Here is a 17,117-nt window from a genome sequence, read left to right on the forward strand (position 1 = left end):
CCAGCATGGGGCCAGCACCACCCGCCGCCGTTCCCGCCGGCCCGCGCCCCGTCGCCCTGCTCTTCGCCGGGCAGGGCGCGCAGCACCCCCGCATGGGCGCCGGCCTCTACGACGCCGAGCCCGGGTTCGCCGCGGCCATGGATACCGTCCTCGGGCATCTGGACGGCGCCGGCCGGCGCCTGCGGCGGGCCTGGCTGGACACCGGCACCGCCGTGGACGGGACGCTGGAGGCCCAGTCGCTGCTGTTCGCCCTCGGGTACGCCATCGGCCGGATGGTGACCGATTGGGGGGTACGCCCGGCCGTGCTGCTCGGTCACAGCGTCGGCGAGCTCGCCGCGGCGGCGCTGGCCGGGGTCTTCGACGTCGGCGACGCGATCCGGCTCGTGGCGCATCGCAGCCGCTGTGCCGAGCGGGCCGGCCTCGGCGGCATGCTCGCGGTCGCCGCCGGGGCCGCCGAGATCACGCCCCTGCTGCCGGAGGGCACGGCGATCGCGGCGGTGAACGCGCCCCGGAACACGGTCGTCGCGGGCCCGGCCGCCGCGTTGCCGGCCGTCGGGCGGCGACTGCGCGACGCGGGGCTCGCCTACCTGCCGGTGCGCTCCGGCACGGCGTTCCACAGCCCGATGATGGCGCCGGTGGTGGCTGCCACGCTGCCCATGCTGGCCCGCACCCGGCTCCGCCCGCCGCGCATCCCGCTGGTGTCCGGCTGCACCGCCGCTGAGCTGCTCCCGGACCAGGCGACGGACCCCGCCTTCTGGGCGGCCCAGCCGATGGCCTGCGTGCGGTTCTGGCCGGCCCTCGACACGCTGCTCGCCCGCGGCCGGCTCATGCTGCTGGACACCGCGCCCCGGGCGGCACTGGCCACCATCGCGCGGCGCCATCCGGCGGTGGCGTGCCGCGCCAGCGAGGTCGTGGCCGTGCTGCCGGGCCGCCCGGGCGACGACGCGCGGGCCGCGCGGGCCGCGGCGCAACGCCTGCGCCAGGAAGGCCACCGCATCGCCGAGCACCGGTAGCGTTCTTCGACCCGCAGAGGAGTCATTCGTGCGAGTGTTGCTCACCACCATTGCGCTGTACGGCCACTTCTTCCCGATGGTGCCGCTGGCCTGGGCGCTGCGGTGCGCCGGGCACGAGGTGCTGGTGGCCGTGCCGGCGGCCGACTTCGCGGACGCGGTGACCGCGGCCGGCCTGCCCGTCGCGGTCACCGCCGGCCTGAGCCGGCAGGACTACACCAGCGCCAACGGCACCGGATCCGTCGCGGAGCGGGAAGCCGGGCTCGAGGCCAGCCTGGCGGCGAGCGGCCGCGGCTGGGCCCGGCTCGCCGCGGAAACGCTGGACGGCATGCTCGACGTCGTACGGGCGTGGCGACCGGACCTGGTGCTCAGCGAGCCGTGCGAGTATGCGGGCCGGCTCGCCGCGGCCCGCCACCGCTTGCCCTGGGTCGAGCAGAGCTGGGGTCTGGCGGCACCGCCGGAGTTCCGCGCGGCCGCCGCCCGGCAGCTCGCACCGCAACGGCTCGAGCCGCCCGCGGGCACGCTGCACCAGTGCCCGAGAACCCTGCAGCACCCGGACGCGCCGCCCGGCACCTACATGCGGTACATCCCCTACAACGGGCGATCGGAGCTGCCGGACTGGCTGGCCGGCGCGGGCGGCGACCGCCCGCTGGTCTGCCTGACCTTCGGCAGCGTCCTGCCAACCGCCGCGGCCGGACCGGAAAAACTCATCGCCGGCGTGGTCGCGCAGCTGTCCGACCTGGGCGTGGAAACGGTGCTCGGCATCGACGACGCGCTCGCCCGGACGCTGCGGCCGGCACTGGGCGACCGTGTCCGGCACGCCGGCTGGATGTCCCTGGACATGGTACTGCCGCACTGCGCCGTCGCGATCCACCACGGCGGCACCGGCTCGGCGATGACCTCCCTGGTCCACCGGGTACCGCAACTGCTGCTCCCCCAGGCCACCGACCAGTTCGGCACGTCACAGCGCTTCTGCGCCACCGGCGTGGCCCGGCGGCTGCTGCCGGACGAGGTCACCGGCGCGGCGATCCGCGACGCCGTTGTCGAACTGCTGGAAAAGCCCGACTACCGGGAGCATTCGTGCGCCCTCGCCGACGAGCTGGCCGCCCAGCAAGCACCGGCGGACGTGGTGACCGTCCTCGAACAGCTCGCCCGGACCGGGCACCGGTAAGGGCGGAAGAAAGACCAGGTGCTAGAGCGTCGGCCAAGTAATCGATCAGGCGGCTGTCTGGTCGGGTTGGCGGGCGATGATGTGGAGGTTGTGGACCACGGCGGTGCGGCGGAGGTCGAAGAGGTTCTTGCGGGTGCCTCGGTAGCGGGCGCGGTGTCCTTGCCAGTGGCCGATGTGGGCCAGGGCGTGCTCGACAGCGACGCGTTCGCGGAGTTGCGCACGCCCGGCCGGGGTGGCCTGCCGCTCGCGGAGTTCGGCCAGGAGTGCCTCATCGGGGTGGACGGCGATGCTGCGTCCGCTGCTGCTGGTGGTGCACCGGCTCCGCAGCGGGCAGGCGGCGCAGGTGGCCTTCGGGAACGTGACGGTCTTGCCCGGGGTGAACGGGATGGTCGCCTGGTTGGGGCAGGTCAGCTGCCCGCGGTCGAAATCCAGCCGGAAGTCGGTCTTGGTGTAGCGGCCGTTGCTGTTGCGGACTCGCCACGCCTTGCAGAAGATCGCCAGGGTGTCGCCGCGGTCGCGGACCAGCGTGGAGGGCAGGTAGGCCCGGTCGATGTGCAACTCGGCCAGGGTGGTGTCCGCGGCGGCCAGGTCGGCGGTGATGGCGTCGGTGACCGTCGCCTCGGGCACGTTGGCCGGGGTGATCCCGACCGCGGCGATCAGACCGGTGTCCAGGTCGCGCAGCACGTGCCGCTTGTACCCGTCGAACAGCCTGGAGCGTGATTTGCGGCCGTGGCGCATGTCCGGGTCTTCCACGCTGATCCGCCGGTCCTTGGCCACCCCACGACGCAGCGTGCCGGCATCGGTGTCCACGTCCTGGTCGCGAACCTGCCGGGCCACCGCGACCGCGGCCACCGCGGCGGGTGCCGGCTGTGGCTGGGCGGCCACGAACCCGGCCACCGCCTCCAGCGCCCCCAGCACCGTGGCCAGGGCGTGGTCGCGGGCGGCCGGGTCGTCCCAGTCCAGGTCCAGGGCCGCCTTCAGACTCGACCCGGCCAGGACCGGCGCACCGGCCTGCCCGGCCAGCACCCCGATCCCCCCGGCGGTTCCTTCGGCCAGCCCCCACCCCTGCTGGACCGCGATCACACCCAGGGCCTTGCGCAGGGCGTGTCCCATCAAGTTCAACGTGTCCTCGACCCGGCCCACTCCCCACAACGGGCTGGAGTCCAACGCCGCCCGCAACGCCCGCCCCGCCGCCGGGGTAGCGGCCAGTTCCACGGTCCGTTCGATCAACCGCCGGTCCAGGTCCGCGCCGATCAGCCGGTTGCGGAAATTCTGCAACGTGCCCTTCGCGAACGGCGGTTCCTGCACGTCGAGGCAGTCCAGCACCAACTGCCAGCGCCGGTCCATCACCAGCGCCTCGATCACCTCGTCATCCGAGACACCGGTGTACGCCTGCAGGATCGTGGCCAGAGCCAACCGCGCGGGTGGTACCGGCGGCTGCCCCTTCACCCCCGGCCCGTACAACCCGGCCAGTTCCTCCTGGAACTGCTCGTCGAACAACTCATGGCGACGCTGCCGCAACATCACGAACAGCTTCGCCCGCCGCACCCGCCGAACGATCTGCGCCTCAGCCGCCGACAACTCCACCGCCGGACGCCACACCCCCGGCCGCATCAACCAACCCCACTCCCGGGTCCACACAGGCGCCTACCGCCCACCAACCCGGCCTACCACGTGCGCTGGCCACCTCAACAGCGCCACACCGAAGAGATCCGACGAATACTTGGCCGACGCTCTAGCGGCGCTCGTCCGGGTCGAGGAGCGCGGCCGTCACCTGCTCGCGTAACCAGTCGGCGGCGGCGGGCAGGGGCCAGTGCAGGTCCTCGGTGAGCCGGAAGTAGGAGGCGTCGGCGACGAAGTACCACAGGATGTCCGTGGCCTTTTCCACGGTGAGGCCGGGCCGCAGCGCGCCCATGTCGGAGAGGCGGTGGGCGACCCGGGTCAGGCCGCCGTGGATGGCCGCGTTGGCGAGCTCCAGGCACTCCCGCACCTTGGGCTCCTGCGGCGCGGCGGCGACCACCTGGCGGATGAGCCCGGACCAGCGCTCGAACCGGGCGCGCCGCGCGTCGACGATCAGCCGGATCAGCTCCCGCGGCTCGGCGATCGACTCGATGGCGCCGCTGATCTCGGCGATCTGGTCGTCCTCGGTGCCGGCCTGGATGAGGTCGCGGAGCAGGCCGTTCTTGCCGCCGCCGACCGCGTAGACGGTGGCGGGGGAGACCCGGGCGGCCCGCGCGATCTCCTCGACCCGCGTGGCGAAGTAGCCCTTGGACACGAACAGCTCGTGCGCGGCACAGCGGATGGCATCGTGCGTCGCCTGCGCGTACTCGGCCCGCCGGCCCCTCAGGGGACTCGCCACGCCAATCATCATAGGCTTCGGGTGGCCGGCTCTCGTCGCTATAGGATAGCCCGATCGATAGAGCTGACTATGATGGGGAGAAGATCGTGGATCTCGCGGAAGTCAACCGCGGCGTCATCGCCGAGTTCCGGGCCAACGGCGGCAAGGTCGGCGGCCGGTTCGCCGGCGCTCACGTGCTGCTGCTGCACACCGTGGGCGCCCGCTCGGGCGAGGAGCGGATCAACCCGGTGGGCTACACCTCCGACGGCGGCGACATGGTGGTCGTCGCCTCGTTCGGCGGTGCGCCGGTCAACCCGGCGTGGTACCACAACCTCAAGGCGAACCCCCGCATCGTCGTGGAAGTGGGCACCGAGACCCTCGGCGTCGTGGCGAGCGAGGTGCCCGCCGAGGACTACGAGCGCGTCTGGGCGGTGGTCACCGCGGCGATGCCGGGCATGGCGGACTACCGGACCATGACGACCCGCCGCCTGCCCGTCATCCGGCTGACGGCGGTCGATCGATGAGGTCCAGCGACACCGTCCACAGCCGCCGGGCGGCGCCGGGGTCCAGCGCCCACTGTTTGACGCCGTGGCTGTTGCCGAACAGGTCCGCGTCGTCGGCGACGGTGTAGGCCTCGCGTCCGTCGTCGAGGTAGTGGCCGCCGGTGTGGCCGAACTCGGGGGCCACCGCGGCGACGAGCGTGGTGGCGGCGCCCTGCTGGGCGGTCTTCCAGACGAAGGCGCCGGACGCCTCCGCCGCGGCCAGGTATGCCAGCTGCTGTGGTGTGAAGTCCCGTTGCAGGCCGGTGGCGACGCCGCCGGGGTTGACCGCGTTCGCGACGATGCCGTCGGCCTGCCATCGGCGCGTGGCTTCGACGGCGAAGAGCGCGTTGGCCGTCTTCGATTGTGCGTAAGCGGCCTGCGGGTCGTACTCGCGCCGCTCGAAGTGGAGGTCGTCGAAGACGATCGGGGACCTCATGTGCGCCGTGGAGCTGACCGAGACGATGCGGGCCTCGCCGCGTTCCCGGGCTCCGGCGGCGAGGGCGTCGTGCAGGCCCAAGCTCAGCGCGAAGTGGCCGAGATGGTTGGTGGCGAACTGCAGCTCCCAGCCCTCCGGGCTGCGGCTCAGCCGGCTGACGACGACGCCGGCGTTGTTGATGAGCAGGTGCAGCGGCCCGGTCCACCGGCCGGCGAACCCGGCGATGGAGGACCGGTCGACGAGGTCCAGCGCGCTGACGTGCACGTTGCCGGCGCCGGTCGACGCGGCGATGTCCTCGGCGGCCCTGGCGCCCGCTTCGGTGTTGCGGACCGCGAGGGTGACCTCGGCTCCGGCGCGGGCGAGGGACCGGGCCGTTTCCACGCCGATGCCCGACGACGCGCCGGTGACGACGGCGCGGACACCGGAGAGGTCGAGGCCGGCGACGACGTCGTCGGCGGTGCTGCCGGCGTCGAACCGAGTGGTGATCAACCGCATGTCAACTGACTATACAACTGAGGCTCAGTTTGTCTAGTGAGTCTAGCCACTGGTACCCTGATGATCGTGAGCGAGAGCGACGAGAGCGGTCGGCGCGAGCGGGTCCTGGCGGCCGCGCTGGCGACCTTCGCCCGCTACGGCTACCGGAAGACCTCGATGGACGACGTCGCCCGCGCCGCGGACATCTCCCGCCCGGGTCTCTACTTCCTGTTCAGCTCGAAACAGAGCCTGTTCCGGGCCGCCGTGACGCAAGCCCTCGACGACGACCTCGAAGCCGCGAAGCGGACCCTGGACGACACCGCCCGTCCGCTGCGCGATCGGTTGATCGAAGCCTTCGACTCCTGGACGGGTCGTTACGTCGGGCCGATGGCCAAAGACGTGGCCGTCCTCATGGACACCAACCCGGAGCTGCTCGGATCCATCGTCACCGATTACCCGGAACGCTTCGCCGCGATGGTCACCGAAGCCGTCGCGACCGGCGTGCCCCGCGAGCGCGATGCGCTGGCGCAGGACACGGCCCAGACGTTGCTGAGCACCGTCAGTGGCGTCAAGCACGAGGTGGCCACCCGAGAACAGTTCGTCGCGCGGATGACCGTCGGCGTGGACCTGCTCCTGTCGGCCCTCGATTGCCGCGTGCGGCACGGAGCGTGACCCTCAGGCCAGCCGGCTGCCGGTGAAGCCGACGCTGATCGGGATCAGGGCGGCCTTGGCGGTGCCGGTGAGCTGGTCGCCGCTGACGGTGGCGGTGCAGTTCACCTTGAGTTTGAACGGTTCGGTGAGGGCCGCCTTGAAGCTGATGCGGTCGTCGTCGATCCGGCCGTGCGTGATCGGCGTGCCGTTGAGGTCGCCGGAGAGGGTCTTGCCGGCGCCGGTCAGCCGGAGCGTGGCCGGCCGGTCGCCGCCCGGGGTCTGCACGGTCAGGGTCCAGGTGCCGTCGACGTCGGCGGGGCCCGAGCCGCGCGGAGCGGCGACGGGCTCGGCGGCGGGGGCGTGGCCGGCGGGGCGGGGACGGACGGCGCCGGCCGGGTACCGCAGGCCGTGGCCGAAGCGGAACAGCGGCCCGGCGGTGTCGAACGGCACGTCCGGGCGGCTGGCCGCGACCGCGGCGGTCGACGAGGGCAGGTCGAAGGGCAGGGCGCCCTCGGGGGCGGCGTAGCCGAAGACGACGTCGAGGAAGGCCTCGTCGCTGCTGCCGTAGCTGCCCAGCAGCGCGGCGGCCGCGGCGGCGATCTCGGGGACGGCGGCGGGCCGGTCGAGGTAGAGGTCGACGACGGTGGACACCTGCCGGTAGAGCGCGGCCTGGCGCGCCCGCTCCGCGGGGGCGTACTCGAGCGTGCCGGCGTGGAACAGCGACTCGAACGCCCCCTGGCGCGGCTCGAAGGGCGCCTTGAGCCGGATCAGCGCCACGTCCGCCTCGGCGGGGGAGGAGACGACCGTGGCGTAGCGGGCCAGCAGCCGGGCGTCGACGTGCTCGGCGTAGACGCGCAGCCCGGTGGCGAGCGGCAGCCGGCCGTCCCGGTTGGTCAGCAGCGTGTAGGCCCGCCGTTGTGCCGCGGCGCCCGCCGACACGAAGGTCGGGCGGCCGACCGTCGACTCGGCCCGGTCGGGGTCGGCGAACGGGTTGTCGAACAGGCCGAGCTCGAACTTCTGGCGCAGCAGGCGGCGGGCGGACGCCTCGATGCGCTCCTCGCTGACCCGGCCCTCCTCGACCAGGCGTACCACCAGCTCGGGGACGGACTCGCCGCCGAACTGGTCGCAGCCGGCGTCGATGACCCGCTGGACGCGATCGAGGACGCCGAGCCGCTCGACGCCCCAGGCCCGGGCCGGCACGGTCTGGCCGAGCATCGCCGAGTCGGTCACGATGGCCCAGTCGGTGCACACGATCCCGTCGAACCCCAGTTCCTCGCGCAGCAGGCCGGTGATGACGGCGCGGTCGAAGGCGAACCCCACCTCCTCGTACTCCGTGCCGACGGGCATGCCGTAGTAGGGCATGACCTGCGCGGCGCCGGCCCGGATCGCCGCCTCGAACGGCGCCAGGTGGTAGCGGAAGCGGCCGCCCGGGTAGACCTGCTCGCGGCCGTAGGGAAAGTGCGGGTCCTCGCCGTCGCGCTGCGGCCCGCCGCCCGGGAAGTGTTTCACCATGGCGGCCACCGACGTGGGGCCGACGGTCTCGCCCTGCAGGCCGCGGACGTATGCGACGCCGAGTTCGGCGGTCAGGCCGGCGTCCTCGCCGAAGGTGCCGCTGATCCGTCCCCAGCGCGGCTCGGTGGCGACGTCGATCTGGGGGTGGATGGCGACGCGGATGCCGACGGCCGTGTACTCCTGGCGCACGACATCGGCGAACCGGGCGACGAGATCGGGCGAGCGCAGCGCGGCCAGGCCGATGGGCTCCGGCCACTGGGAGAAGGCCCCCGCCATCGCCGAGGCGAGCGGATTGTCGGTGAAGTGGTGCCGCGGGTCCGAGGCCAGCGTGATCGGGATGCCCAGCCGGGTGTCGAGGGCGCGCCGCTGGAGGCGGTTGTGCCACTCGGCCGTCGTGCGGGCGTCGGCCGCGGTGCCCAGCAGGTTGAGGTGGGTGAGGCCCAGGCCGCCGATCAGCTGCTCCGTGCCCTCGATGCCCAGCTCGGGGACGCCGTCGGTCAGCGTGCCGTCCGGCCCGATCACCGTCGTGGCGTGGAACATCAGGGCCGCTTTCTCGGCCAGGGTCATCCGCGCGAGCAGGTCCGCCACCCGAGCCTCGGTCGTCATCGGCATGCCGGTCATGATGCCCGGGCATCTCGCGGCTCGTCAACAGTACCGTCGAATAAACGACGTCGGTGTAGATATGAGTCGGGAACGCCGACCGGCTACGGTGCCAAGGATGGAGACGGAAGGAAAGCCGGCCGGGCCGGCCGACGGCGCGGGGCGCCGGCGCGGGCTCGTCGAGGCCGACATCCTGGAGGTCGCGGCCCAGTTGTTCGCCGCCCGCGGCTTCGCGGCGACGAGCATGCAGGACATCGCGGCCGCGCTGGGCACGAGCCGCCCCGCGCTGTACCACTACTTCCCCGGCAAGGAGGCCATCCTCGCCCGCCTCATCGACGGGCTCGCCGAGGCGACGAGCACCGCCGTCGAGCAGGCCGCCGGTCCCGGCCCGGCCGACGAGCGGCTGGACCGGCTCGTGCGGGCGCTCATCGCGCCCATCGCGGCCGCGCCGGGCCGCTTCCGCCTCATCCTCACCAGCGACCTCGCCGAGGAGTTCCGCGGCGCCGCGACGGCCACCGACGTCCGGCGGCTGGTGGTGAACAGCGTGGGGGAGGTGATCGCCGACGGCATGGCGTCGGGCGTCTTCCGGCGCTGCGACCAGCGCGTGGCCACGTTCGCCATCCTGGGCATGATCAACTGGGTGGCCTGGTGGTACTCCGAGTCGCGCGGCCCCGCGGTCGACGCCCTCGGCGACAGCCTCGCCGACCTCGCCGTCGCGAGCCTCCGCGCGCCGGGCGGCGAGCGCGCCGGCACGGATGCCGCCGCCGTGCTGGCCTCGATCCGCCGCGACCTGGACTTCCTGGAGCGGCACCTCGCCTGATCAACGTCGGCGTTGATTTTTTGACGCCCATGTTGACGAGGGTCGCCCGGAGCGGGCACGATGCCTCGCATGGCTCTGACGGCGGCGGTCATCGGCGGCGGACCCGGCGGGATGACCGCCGCCCTGCTGCTCAAGCAACGGCACCCGGACTGGTCGGTCGAGGTCTTCGAGCGCAACCCGGCCGACGCGACCTTCGGCTACGGCGTGGGCCTGCGGGCCGGCGTCCTGGCCCAGCTCGCCGATCTCGCGCCGGCCTGCGCCGCCGACCTCGAGGCCGTCGCGCACCCGCTCAACCGGCAGAGCGTCCGGCGCGACGGCGTCACGGTCAGCGTCAGCAACGCCCACGGCGTCGGCATCTCCCGCAGCGCCCTGCTCACGGTCGTCGGCCGGCACGCCGAACGCGCCGGCGTCGTCGTCCGCACCGGACGGACGATCGGCGTCGCCGACGTGGCCGGTGCGGACATCGTCATCGGCGCCGACGGCGTGGGCAGCGAGACCCGCGGGGCCCTCGCCGACCGGATCGGGGCGAGCGCGCACCCCGGCGAGCTGCTCTACCTCTGGTGCGGGGCGTCGCTGGCGCTGCCCGCGATGACCCTCAACCTCACCCGGACCCCGTCCGGCCCGCTGACGGCCCACGTCATGCCGTACGGACCCGACCGGGTGACCTTCCAGGTCGACGGTGCGGCCGAGACGATCAAGAACTGGGACGACGGGTCGCCGGTCATCGCGCGGCTGGAGGAGCAGTTCGCCGATCTGCTCGGCGGGCAACGCCTCGCCACCAAGCAGGCCGGCTGGTCGGCGTTCACGACGGTGCGCTGCGCCGCGCGCTCGGCCGGCCGGGTGGTGCTGATCGGCGACGCCGCGCTGACCGCGCACTACACCGTCGGCTCGGGCACGGCGCTGGCCATGGCGGACGCCTTCGCGCTCGTCGAGGCGCTCGACGGGGAGGCGTCGATGCCGGCCGCGTTCGCCGCCTACGAGGACGCGCGCCGCGCGGCGACCGACCGGCTGCAGCGCCGGGCCCAGCGCAGCGAGCGCTGGTGGACGACGCTCGGCATCCGCTACGACGCGCCGCTGCCCGTGCTGCTGGCCGGCTACCTCACCCGCACAGGCGCGCTCGGGCTTTCCGACCTGGCCCGGCTGGACCCCCGGCTGGTCGCCGAGCTGGCGCCGGACGGCACCGATCCGCACGACATCGCCGGCCGGTACGCCCCGGGCGGTGACGCGGAGCCGGTCACGGTCGCGGTCCCGGCCGGCGGCCTCGACGAGATATCCGGCCGGTTCGGCGGCTCCGCCACCCCGGTGCGGCTGGCCGGACCGCCCGGCCGCGACGCGGTGCTGGACCGCATGGAGCTGGCCGAGCTGCTGCGCGCCCGCGCCGTCACGACCATCGTCCAGGGCACCGCCGCCGACGTCGCCGACCTGGCGCTGGGCGCGTTGTGCCGGCGAACCGACTACGTAGAGGTCGCTCAGGAGGCTTCATGTCAGGACTCGTAGACGCCGTGCCGTACCCGGCCGACTTCGCCCGGCGCTACCGCGACGCCGGGCTCTGGGGCCGGCGCACCATCGGCGCCGAGCTGCACGCCACGGCGCTGCGCCACCCCGACGTGGAGGCGGTGGTCACGGCCGAGCGCCGGGTGACCTACGGCGAGCTCGACCGGCGCTCCGACGCCATCGCCGCCGAGCTGGTGCACCACGGGCTGCGGACCGGCGACGCCGTCATCCTCCAGCTGGGCAACACGGTGGAGGCGATCGAGGCCTTCTACGGCCTGCTGAAGATGGGCGCCGTGCCGATCTGCAGCCTGGTGCCGTTCCGCCACCACGAGATCGACGCCATCGCCACGATCGCCGGCGCCCGGGCCCACCTGGTCCAGGCCGACATCCCCGGCCGCGACCTGCTGGCCTTCGCCGCCGAGGTGCGCTCGTCGGTGGCCACGATGGAGCTGACGTTCAGCGTGCGCGGCGGCGACGGCGCGGCGATCCGGCTGGACACGGCGCCCGCCCGGGACCGCGCGCCCGAGCCGCCCGCGATCGACGCCGAGGACGTGGCGCTGCTGCAGCTGTCGGGAGGCACCAGCGGTACCCCCAAATTGATCCCGCATCTGCACTGCTCCTACTGGTACTACGGGCGGGCCTCCGCGCAGCGCTGGGACTACCGGGCCGGCGACCGGGTGGCCCATTTCCTACCCGTGTTCCACAACTCCGGCCTGCACGCCGGGCTCTTCGCCGCGCACTCGGTCGGGGCGACGCTCGTGCTGTCCGTGTGGTCGCCCGCCGCCGTGCTGGACACGCTGCGGGCGGAGCGGATCACCCACTTCGGCACGCTGACCTCCCTGATCACGGAGATCTGCGACGACCCCGCGTTCGCCGCCGCCACCGCGACGCTGCGCCGGCTGTCGCTGGCCCTGCCCCGGGTACCGGAAGAGCTCTTCGACCGGCTCGACACCGAGGCCTACCGGGTGTGCCAGTTCTACGGCATGAGCGAGGGCTTCTCCACCTCGATGCCGGCGGACGCGCCGGTGGCGATGCGGCGGGAGACGGTCGGCTACCCGCTGTCGGAGCTCGACGAGTTCCTGGTCGCCGATCCGATGACCGGTGCACCGGCCGACGACGCCGTCGGCGAGCTGTGCGTCCGGGGGCCATACACCCTGCGCGGCTACTACCGCGCCGAGGACCACAACGCGCGGGCGTTCACCCCGGACGGCTTCCTGCGCACCGGCGACCTCGCCCGCGTCATCACGATCGACGGGCGCCGGTGCCTGCGGATCGAGGGGCGGGTCAAGGACCTCGTGAGCCGCGGCGGCGAGAAGATCAACGCCGAGGAGATCGAGGAGCTGCTCCGCCAGCACCCCGGCATCGCCGACGCCGCCCTGGTCGGCCTGCCCGACGCCCGGCTCGGCCAGCGGGCCTGCGTCTTCGTCATCGCGGCGCCCGGCGCCACGCCGACGCTGGACTCGGTGACCGACTTCCTCAGCCAGCGCGACGTGGCCCGGTTCAAGTGGCCCGAGCGGCTCGAGGTGATCGACGAGTTCCCGCGCACCCCCGTGGGCAAGCTCGCCAAGCGGCTGCTCGTCGAGCGGCTTGCCAGCGGATCGGAGGTGCTCTGATGCGACTGGGCACGGTGGACGGCCGGGCGGCGATCCTCGGCGACGACCGGCGCTGCCTGGACGTGGCGCGCGCGTCGGACGGGCGGTTCCCCGCCGACCCGGTGGCCCTGCTCGAGCGGTGGGACGAGTTGCGGGACTGGGCCGCCACGCGGGCGCCGGGGCCGGGATGGGGCTCCTACGAGGACGCGCGGCTCGGCGCCCCGGTACCCCGCCCCCGGCAGGTGTTCGCGCTGGCGGTGAACTATCTCGACCACGCGGCCGAGGCGGCCGCCGCGGCGCCCGAGGCGCCGTACGTCTTCACCAAGTTCCCCTCCTGCATCACCGGCCCGTTCGACGACGTGGTCCTGCCCAGCGACCGCGCCGACTGGGAGGTGGAGCTGGTGGTGGTGATCGGCCGCCGGGCCGAGCGGGTCGCGGAGGCCGAGGCCTGGGACCACGTCGCCGGCCTCACCGTCGGGCAGGACATCTCGGAGCGGCGGGTCCAGTTCCGCAAGCCGCTGCCGCACCTGGACCTCGCGAAGTCCTTCCCGACGTTCGGCCCGATCGGGCCGGCGCTGGTCACCCTCGACGAGATCCCCGACCGGGACGACCTGCCGATCCGCTGCGCCGTCAACGGCGAGCGCATGCAGGACGCGACGACCGCGAGCATGGTCTTCCCGGTCGCGCGGATCGTCGCCCACATCTCCCGGCACGTGTCGCTGCTGCCGGGCGACCTCATCTTCACCGGGACGCCGGCCGGGGTCGGCTCGACCCGCGACCCCCGCCGCTACCTCGCCCCGGGCGACGTGATCACCAGCGAGATCGCCGGGCTCGGCCTCATGCGCAACACCTGCCGCGGGCAGGAGATCGGGTGACGACATGCCACTGCACCGCCTGACGAAGCTCACCGTCGCCGTGCCCGACGTGGCCGGGTCGACGGACTTCTACCGCGACTTCGGCCTCGACCACCTCGGCGCCGGCCGGTTCGCCACGGCCGACGGCGGCGAGCAGCTCGAGCTCGTCGCCCGCCCGCGCCGGGGCCTGGTCGAGCTCGGCCTCGGCTGCGACGACCCGGACGACCTCGACCGGATCGCCGCCAACCTGACCGGTGCGGACCACGCCTTCCAGCGAACGCCCGAAGCCGTCGTCACCACCGACGAGGGCAGCGGGGTCCGGGTGCGCGTCACCATTTCCCCGCGGTACGACCAGACGCCGCCGGACGAGCCGCGGGTGAACGCGCCGGGAGCCGACCGCCGGCGCGACGAGCGCGCCCCCGGCAGCATGCGCGCCGGCCAGGTCCGGCCCCGGCGCCTGGGCCACGTCGTGGTCGGCAGCGTCGACACCGCCCGCAGCGAGCACCTGTTCATCGACCTGCTCGGCTTCCAGGTCAGCGACACCGTCCGGCACGTCGGCAAGTTCGTCCGCTGCTCCACCGACCACCACAACCTCATGGTCGCCGCCGCCCCGGCCCGATTTCTGCACCACACGTCGTGGCAGGTCGACGACGTCGACGAGGTCGGCCGCGGTGCCGCGCACATGGTGACCCAGGACCGCACCCGCCACGTCTGGGGCCTGGGCCGGCACAACGTCGGCGGCAACTTCTTCTGGTACCTGCGCGACCCCGCGGGCAACTTCGCCGAGTACTACAGCGACCTGGACATCATCACCGAGCGGCTGCGCTGGGACGCGCTCGAGTGGCGGGGGAGGTCCAGCCAGTGCGCCTGGGCGCCGCCGCCACCGCGCGACTTCCACCTCCCCGACGACGTCGCCGAGCTGATGATGCGGGGCGAGGGCTAGTGGACACGCTGGTCCTGCGCGCCGCGACCGTGGTCGGCACCCGCACCGGCACGCTCACCCCGGCGGTCGACCTCGTCATCCACAATGGACGGATCGGGGCCGTCGGGGGCGACGCTCCCGCCGGCGCGGTCACGGTCGACGCCACCGGCCTGTTCGTCGTGCCCGGGTTCGTCGACATGCACGCCCACCCGCTGCAACTGGGCGACCCGGCCGGAGCGCTCGAGCTCATGCTGGCCCACGGCATCACCGGATTCCGTCAGATGGCCGGCAGCGCCGCCCTGCTGCGCGACCGGTCCGCGCTGCGGCTGCCCGAGGCCGCGCCGCGGCTGCTGGCCATGCCCGGCGACGTGCTCACCCCGGTCAACGCCGCCACGCCCGAGGCCGCGGTCGCCACTGTGGCCGCCCAGCACGCCGCGGGCGCCGACTTCGTGAAGCTCGCCGCCCTGCCCGCCGCCGCGCTCGAGCCGGTCCTCGCCGAGGGCCGGCGGCTGGGCATCCCGGTCGCCGGCCACCTGCCCAGCGGCGCCGACGTGGTCGCGGCCGCGCGCGGCGGGATGCGCAGCATCGAGCACCTCGGCCCCGGCACCGGCATGCTCTGCGCCTGCTCCGGCGACGCCGCCGTGCGGGCGGCGCAGGGCGGCGGCCCCCGCCTGCGGCTGCCACCGCCCAGGATGCCGTTCCTCGATCAGGTCATGCGCCGGATCACGGAACGGATCGTCATCAACCCGCTCGTCCTGGCCCGCGAGTCCTCGGTCGAGCTCTACCGGCGCGCCATCGACACGTTCGACGCCGACCAGGCCCGCGGCCTCGCCGGGCGGTTCGCGGCCGAGGGCACCTGGCACTGCCCGACCCTGATCCGCCAGCGCACCACCCACCTCGCCGACCACGCCGAGTTCCGCGCCGACGCCAACCTCCGCTACGTGCATCCCCGCGCCGTCAAACGGTGGCGGGCGTCGGCCGACACCTTCGGTCGCCGGCCCGAGGCCCAGCGGTCCGCCTTCGCCGCCGTCTACGCCACCCACCGCATCCTGACGAAGCTCTTCGACGAGGCCGGCGTCCGCCTCCTGGCCGGCAGCGACGCCTGCGGCGCGATCTGGAACATCGCCGGCGCCGCGCTGCACCAGGAGTTCGACGAGCTCTCCGCCGCCGGGCTGTCCCCGCTGCGCGTCCTGCAGACGGCGACGCTCAACGCCGCCGAGTTCCTCGGCACGACCGCGACCATGGGCACCGTCGAGCCGGGCCGCGACGCCGACCTGGTGCTGCTGCGCGCCGACCCGCTCGCCGACAGCCGGCACCTGCACGCGATCGCCGGCGTGGTCCGGGCCGGGCGCTACTACGACGCCGCGGCGCTGGCCGCGATCCGGGACCGGGTCGCCGCGAACCGAACCGTGCGATGATCACGGACCCGATCGCGCCGGCGGCGGAGCGGCTGTCCCGGGGGCCGCTGTTCCGGCTGCTCTCGCCGCTGCTGGCGGCGAACCTGGCGCTGTTCAGCACGTACCTCGGCGCCGCGGCCGTCCTGCTGCCGACCCAGGTGGCCGGGATCGATCCCGATCCGGTGCGCAAGGCGCTCAACCTCAGCATCGTGACCGGCTCGGCGGCCGTGGTCGCCCTCCTCGCCCAGCCGCTGACCGGGGCCCTGTCGGATCGCTCCGGCCGCCGCAACCCCTGGATCGCCGGCTTCGGGCTGTCGGCCGCGGCCGGGACGCTGTGGGTGGCCGGCGCCGGCTCGATCGTGCTGCTCGTCGGGGTGTGGTGCCTGGTCACCGTGCTGCTGAACGGCTTCCAGGCGGTCATCACGGCGGTGGTCCCGGATCGCGTCCCTCGCGGCCAGCGCGGCGTGGCCAGCGCCTTCGTCGGGGTGGCGACGCCGGTCGCCGCGATCGTCGGTGTCGGATCGGCCAGCCGCCTCATCGACCGCCCGGCGCTGGCCTATGCCGTCTTCGGCCTGATGGTCGCCGGTTCAGCGGTACTGTTCGTGACGCTCAACCCTGAGCGGCGGCGCCCGCGCGCCGAGGTGGTCCCGATCCGCGGCCAGCTGCTCACCGCCGCCAACGCCCTGCGCCACCGCGACTTCCTGCTCGCCTTCCTGTCGCGGGCCGCCGCGATGATGGCGTACCTCATCGTGTTTCACTACCTGCTCTTCATCCTGGAGTCCCGCGTCCGGCTTCCCGCCCGCTGGGAGGCGGCGGACGCGCTCGCCGTGCTCACCGTCATCGCCGGGACCGCGATGGTGACCGGCACCGTCGTCGGCGGCCTGCTGTCCGACCGGCTGCGACGGTACCGGCTCTTCGTCGTCATCGCCGCCACCCTCCTGATCGTCGCCGCCGTCCCGCCGATCCTCTCGACCGGCCTCCCGGCGATGATCGTCTACGTGTCGGTCATGGGGCTGGGGTTCGGGTGCTTCCTCGCGGTCGACACGGCGATCGCCACCCTGGTGCTGCCCCGCGCCGACGACGCGGCCCGCGACATGGGCATCCTCAACATCGCCAACGCGGCGCCGCAGACCCTGGCCGCCTTCGTCGCGGGGCTCGTCGTCGCCGCCCTCGGCGGTGGCCCGGACGCCTACGCGGCGCTCTTCGTGGCGAGCATCGGCTTCGCCGCGGTCAGCGGCCTGGTGATCCTCGGGATCCGCGGCGTCCGCTGACCGCGAGCCGAATCCCAGGGACCGGGGAAGACC

General features: G+C 73.8%; 15 protein-coding genes. 11 read left to right on the plus strand and 4 right to left on the minus strand.

Features of this window, described 5'->3' with window-relative positions; translation table 11 throughout:
- Positions 1-5: 5 nt before the first annotated feature.
- Complete coding sequence (locus ACQPXD_RS19450; protein ID WP_432840392.1) at positions 6-1,013, plus strand: acyltransferase domain-containing protein; 1,008 nt, start codon at positions 6-8, stop codon at positions 1,011-1,013.
- A gap of 28 nt (positions 1,014-1,041) precedes the next feature.
- Positions 1,042-2,181 (plus strand): nucleotide disphospho-sugar-binding domain-containing protein, encoded by a 1,140-nt coding sequence (locus ACQPXD_RS19455; protein WP_432840394.1) that lies wholly within the window; start codon positions 1,042-1,044, stop codon positions 2,179-2,181.
- 45 nt (positions 2,182-2,226) lie between these two features.
- Here the strand turns inward: ACQPXD_RS19455 and ACQPXD_RS19460 are convergent, their stop codons facing one another.
- Together ACQPXD_RS19460 and ACQPXD_RS19465 are read right to left on the minus strand one after the other, a co-directional pair.
- A complete protein-coding gene (locus ACQPXD_RS19460) occupies positions 2,227-3,795 on the minus strand; it encodes an IS1182 family transposase (protein ID WP_432824780.1) in 1,569 nt (522 codons plus the stop codon).
- A gap of 121 nt (positions 3,796-3,916) precedes the next feature.
- Positions 3,917-4,540, minus strand: a complete 624-nt coding sequence (locus tag ACQPXD_RS19465; RefSeq protein WP_432840396.1) for a TetR/AcrR family transcriptional regulator — start codon at positions 4,538-4,540, stop codon at positions 3,917-3,919.
- A gap of 86 nt (positions 4,541-4,626) precedes the next feature.
- Here ACQPXD_RS19465 and ACQPXD_RS19470 point away from each other — a divergent pair, with 86 nt between their 5' ends.
- Positions 4,627-5,043, plus strand: coding sequence for a nitroreductase family deazaflavin-dependent oxidoreductase (locus ACQPXD_RS19470; RefSeq protein ID WP_432840398.1), 417 nt, complete (start codon positions 4,627-4,629; stop codon positions 5,041-5,043).
- On the opposite strand, the gene ACQPXD_RS19475 is transcribed toward ACQPXD_RS19470, so the two are convergent.
- The gene (locus tag ACQPXD_RS19475) at positions 5,015-5,992 is read right to left on the minus strand and encodes an SDR family NAD(P)-dependent oxidoreductase (RefSeq protein WP_432840400.1); all 978 of its coding nucleotides are present in this window, start codon (positions 5,990-5,992) and stop codon (positions 5,015-5,017) included. The two genes, ACQPXD_RS19470 and ACQPXD_RS19475, sit on opposite strands and share 29 nt — an antisense overlap.
- Before the next feature lie 66 nt (positions 5,993-6,058).
- On the opposite strand from ACQPXD_RS19475, the gene ACQPXD_RS19480 reads away from it, so the two are divergent.
- Positions 6,059-6,643: a TetR/AcrR family transcriptional regulator gene (locus ACQPXD_RS19480; RefSeq protein WP_432840402.1), complete on the plus strand. Its 585-nt coding sequence runs from the start codon at positions 6,059-6,061 to the stop codon at positions 6,641-6,643.
- Between the two features lie 3 nt (positions 6,644-6,646).
- Here ACQPXD_RS19480 and ACQPXD_RS19485 read toward each other — a convergent pair whose 3' ends face one another.
- A complete protein-coding gene (locus ACQPXD_RS19485) occupies positions 6,647-8,746 on the minus strand; it encodes a glycoside hydrolase family 3 protein (RefSeq protein WP_432840404.1) in 2,100 nt (699 codons plus the stop codon).
- A gap of 106 nt (positions 8,747-8,852) precedes the next feature.
- Here ACQPXD_RS19485 and ACQPXD_RS19490 point away from each other — a divergent pair, with 106 nt between their 5' ends.
- From ACQPXD_RS19490 to ACQPXD_RS19520, 7 genes are all read left to right on the plus strand, one after another.
- Positions 8,853-9,554, plus strand: coding sequence for a TetR/AcrR family transcriptional regulator (locus ACQPXD_RS19490; RefSeq protein ID WP_432840406.1), 702 nt, complete (start codon positions 8,853-8,855; stop codon positions 9,552-9,554).
- Between the two features lie 69 nt (positions 9,555-9,623).
- The gene (locus ACQPXD_RS19495) at positions 9,624-11,051 is read left to right on the plus strand and encodes an FAD-dependent monooxygenase (RefSeq protein WP_432840408.1); all 1,428 of its coding nucleotides are present in this window, start codon (positions 9,624-9,626) and stop codon (positions 11,049-11,051) included.
- Positions 11,036-12,661 carry an AMP-binding protein gene (locus tag ACQPXD_RS19500; RefSeq protein WP_432840410.1) on the plus strand — a complete coding sequence of 542 codons (1,626 nt, stop codon included), beginning with the start codon at positions 11,036-11,038 and terminating at the stop codon, positions 12,659-12,661. The genes ACQPXD_RS19495 and ACQPXD_RS19500 overlap by 16 nt, the downstream gene beginning before the upstream one ends.
- Positions 12,661-13,515 carry a fumarylacetoacetate hydrolase family protein gene (locus ACQPXD_RS19505; protein WP_432840412.1) on the plus strand — a complete coding sequence of 285 codons (855 nt, stop codon included), beginning with the start codon at positions 12,661-12,663 and terminating at the stop codon, positions 13,513-13,515. Before ACQPXD_RS19500 ends, ACQPXD_RS19505 begins: the two co-directional genes overlap by 1 nt.
- A gap of 4 nt (positions 13,516-13,519) precedes the next feature.
- Complete coding sequence (locus tag ACQPXD_RS19510) at positions 13,520-14,437, plus strand: VOC family protein (RefSeq protein WP_432840414.1); 918 nt, start codon at positions 13,520-13,522, stop codon at positions 14,435-14,437.
- The gene (locus ACQPXD_RS19515; protein ID WP_432840416.1) at positions 14,437-15,834 is read left to right on the plus strand and encodes an amidohydrolase family protein; all 1,398 of its coding nucleotides are present in this window, start codon (positions 14,437-14,439) and stop codon (positions 15,832-15,834) included. The genes ACQPXD_RS19510 and ACQPXD_RS19515 overlap by 1 nt, the downstream gene beginning before the upstream one ends.
- Positions 15,831-17,084 carry an MFS transporter gene (locus ACQPXD_RS19520; RefSeq protein WP_432840418.1) on the plus strand — a complete coding sequence of 418 codons (1,254 nt, stop codon included), beginning with the start codon at positions 15,831-15,833 and terminating at the stop codon, positions 17,082-17,084. The genes ACQPXD_RS19515 and ACQPXD_RS19520 overlap by 4 nt, the downstream gene beginning before the upstream one ends.
- Positions 17,085-17,117: the final 33 nt, after the last annotated feature.

This window comes from Dactylosporangium sp. CA-092794, assembly GCF_050948465.1.
In the GTDB taxonomy this organism is placed as follows: domain Bacteria; phylum Actinomycetota; class Actinomycetes; order Mycobacteriales; family Micromonosporaceae; genus Dactylosporangium.

What these genes read in the sequence shown, in the direction of transcription:
- ACQPXD_RS19500 (WP_432840410.1), top strand. Translation starts at nt 11,036, where the DNA reads ATGTCAGGACTCGTAGACGCCGTGCCGTACCCGGCCGACTTCGCCCGG.
- ACQPXD_RS19520 (WP_432840418.1), top strand. Translation starts at nt 15,831, where the DNA reads ATGATCACGGACCCGATCGCGCCGGCGGCGGAGCGGCTGTCCCGGGGG.
- ACQPXD_RS19450 (WP_432840392.1), top strand. Translation starts at nt 6, where the DNA reads ATGGGGCCAGCACCACCCGCCGCCGTTCCCGCCGGCCCGCGCCCCGTC.
- ACQPXD_RS19510 (WP_432840414.1), top strand. Translation starts at nt 13,520, where the DNA reads ATGCCACTGCACCGCCTGACGAAGCTCACCGTCGCCGTGCCCGACGTG.
- ACQPXD_RS19475 (WP_432840400.1), bottom strand. Translation starts at nt 5,992, where the DNA reads ATGCGGTTGATCACCACTCGGTTCGACGCCGGCAGCACCGCCGACGAC.
- ACQPXD_RS19460 (WP_432824780.1), bottom strand. Translation starts at nt 3,795, where the DNA reads ATGCGGCCGGGGGTGTGGCGTCCGGCGGTGGAGTTGTCGGCGGCTGAG.
- ACQPXD_RS19490 (WP_432840406.1), top strand. Translation starts at nt 8,853, where the DNA reads ATGGAGACGGAAGGAAAGCCGGCCGGGCCGGCCGACGGCGCGGGGCGC.
- ACQPXD_RS19485 (WP_432840404.1), bottom strand. Translation starts at nt 8,746, where the DNA reads ATGCCGATGACGACCGAGGCTCGGGTGGCGGACCTGCTCGCGCGGATG.
- ACQPXD_RS19495 (WP_432840408.1), top strand. Translation starts at nt 9,624, where the DNA reads ATGGCTCTGACGGCGGCGGTCATCGGCGGCGGACCCGGCGGGATGACC.
- ACQPXD_RS19505 (WP_432840412.1), top strand. Translation starts at nt 12,661, where the DNA reads ATGCGACTGGGCACGGTGGACGGCCGGGCGGCGATCCTCGGCGACGAC.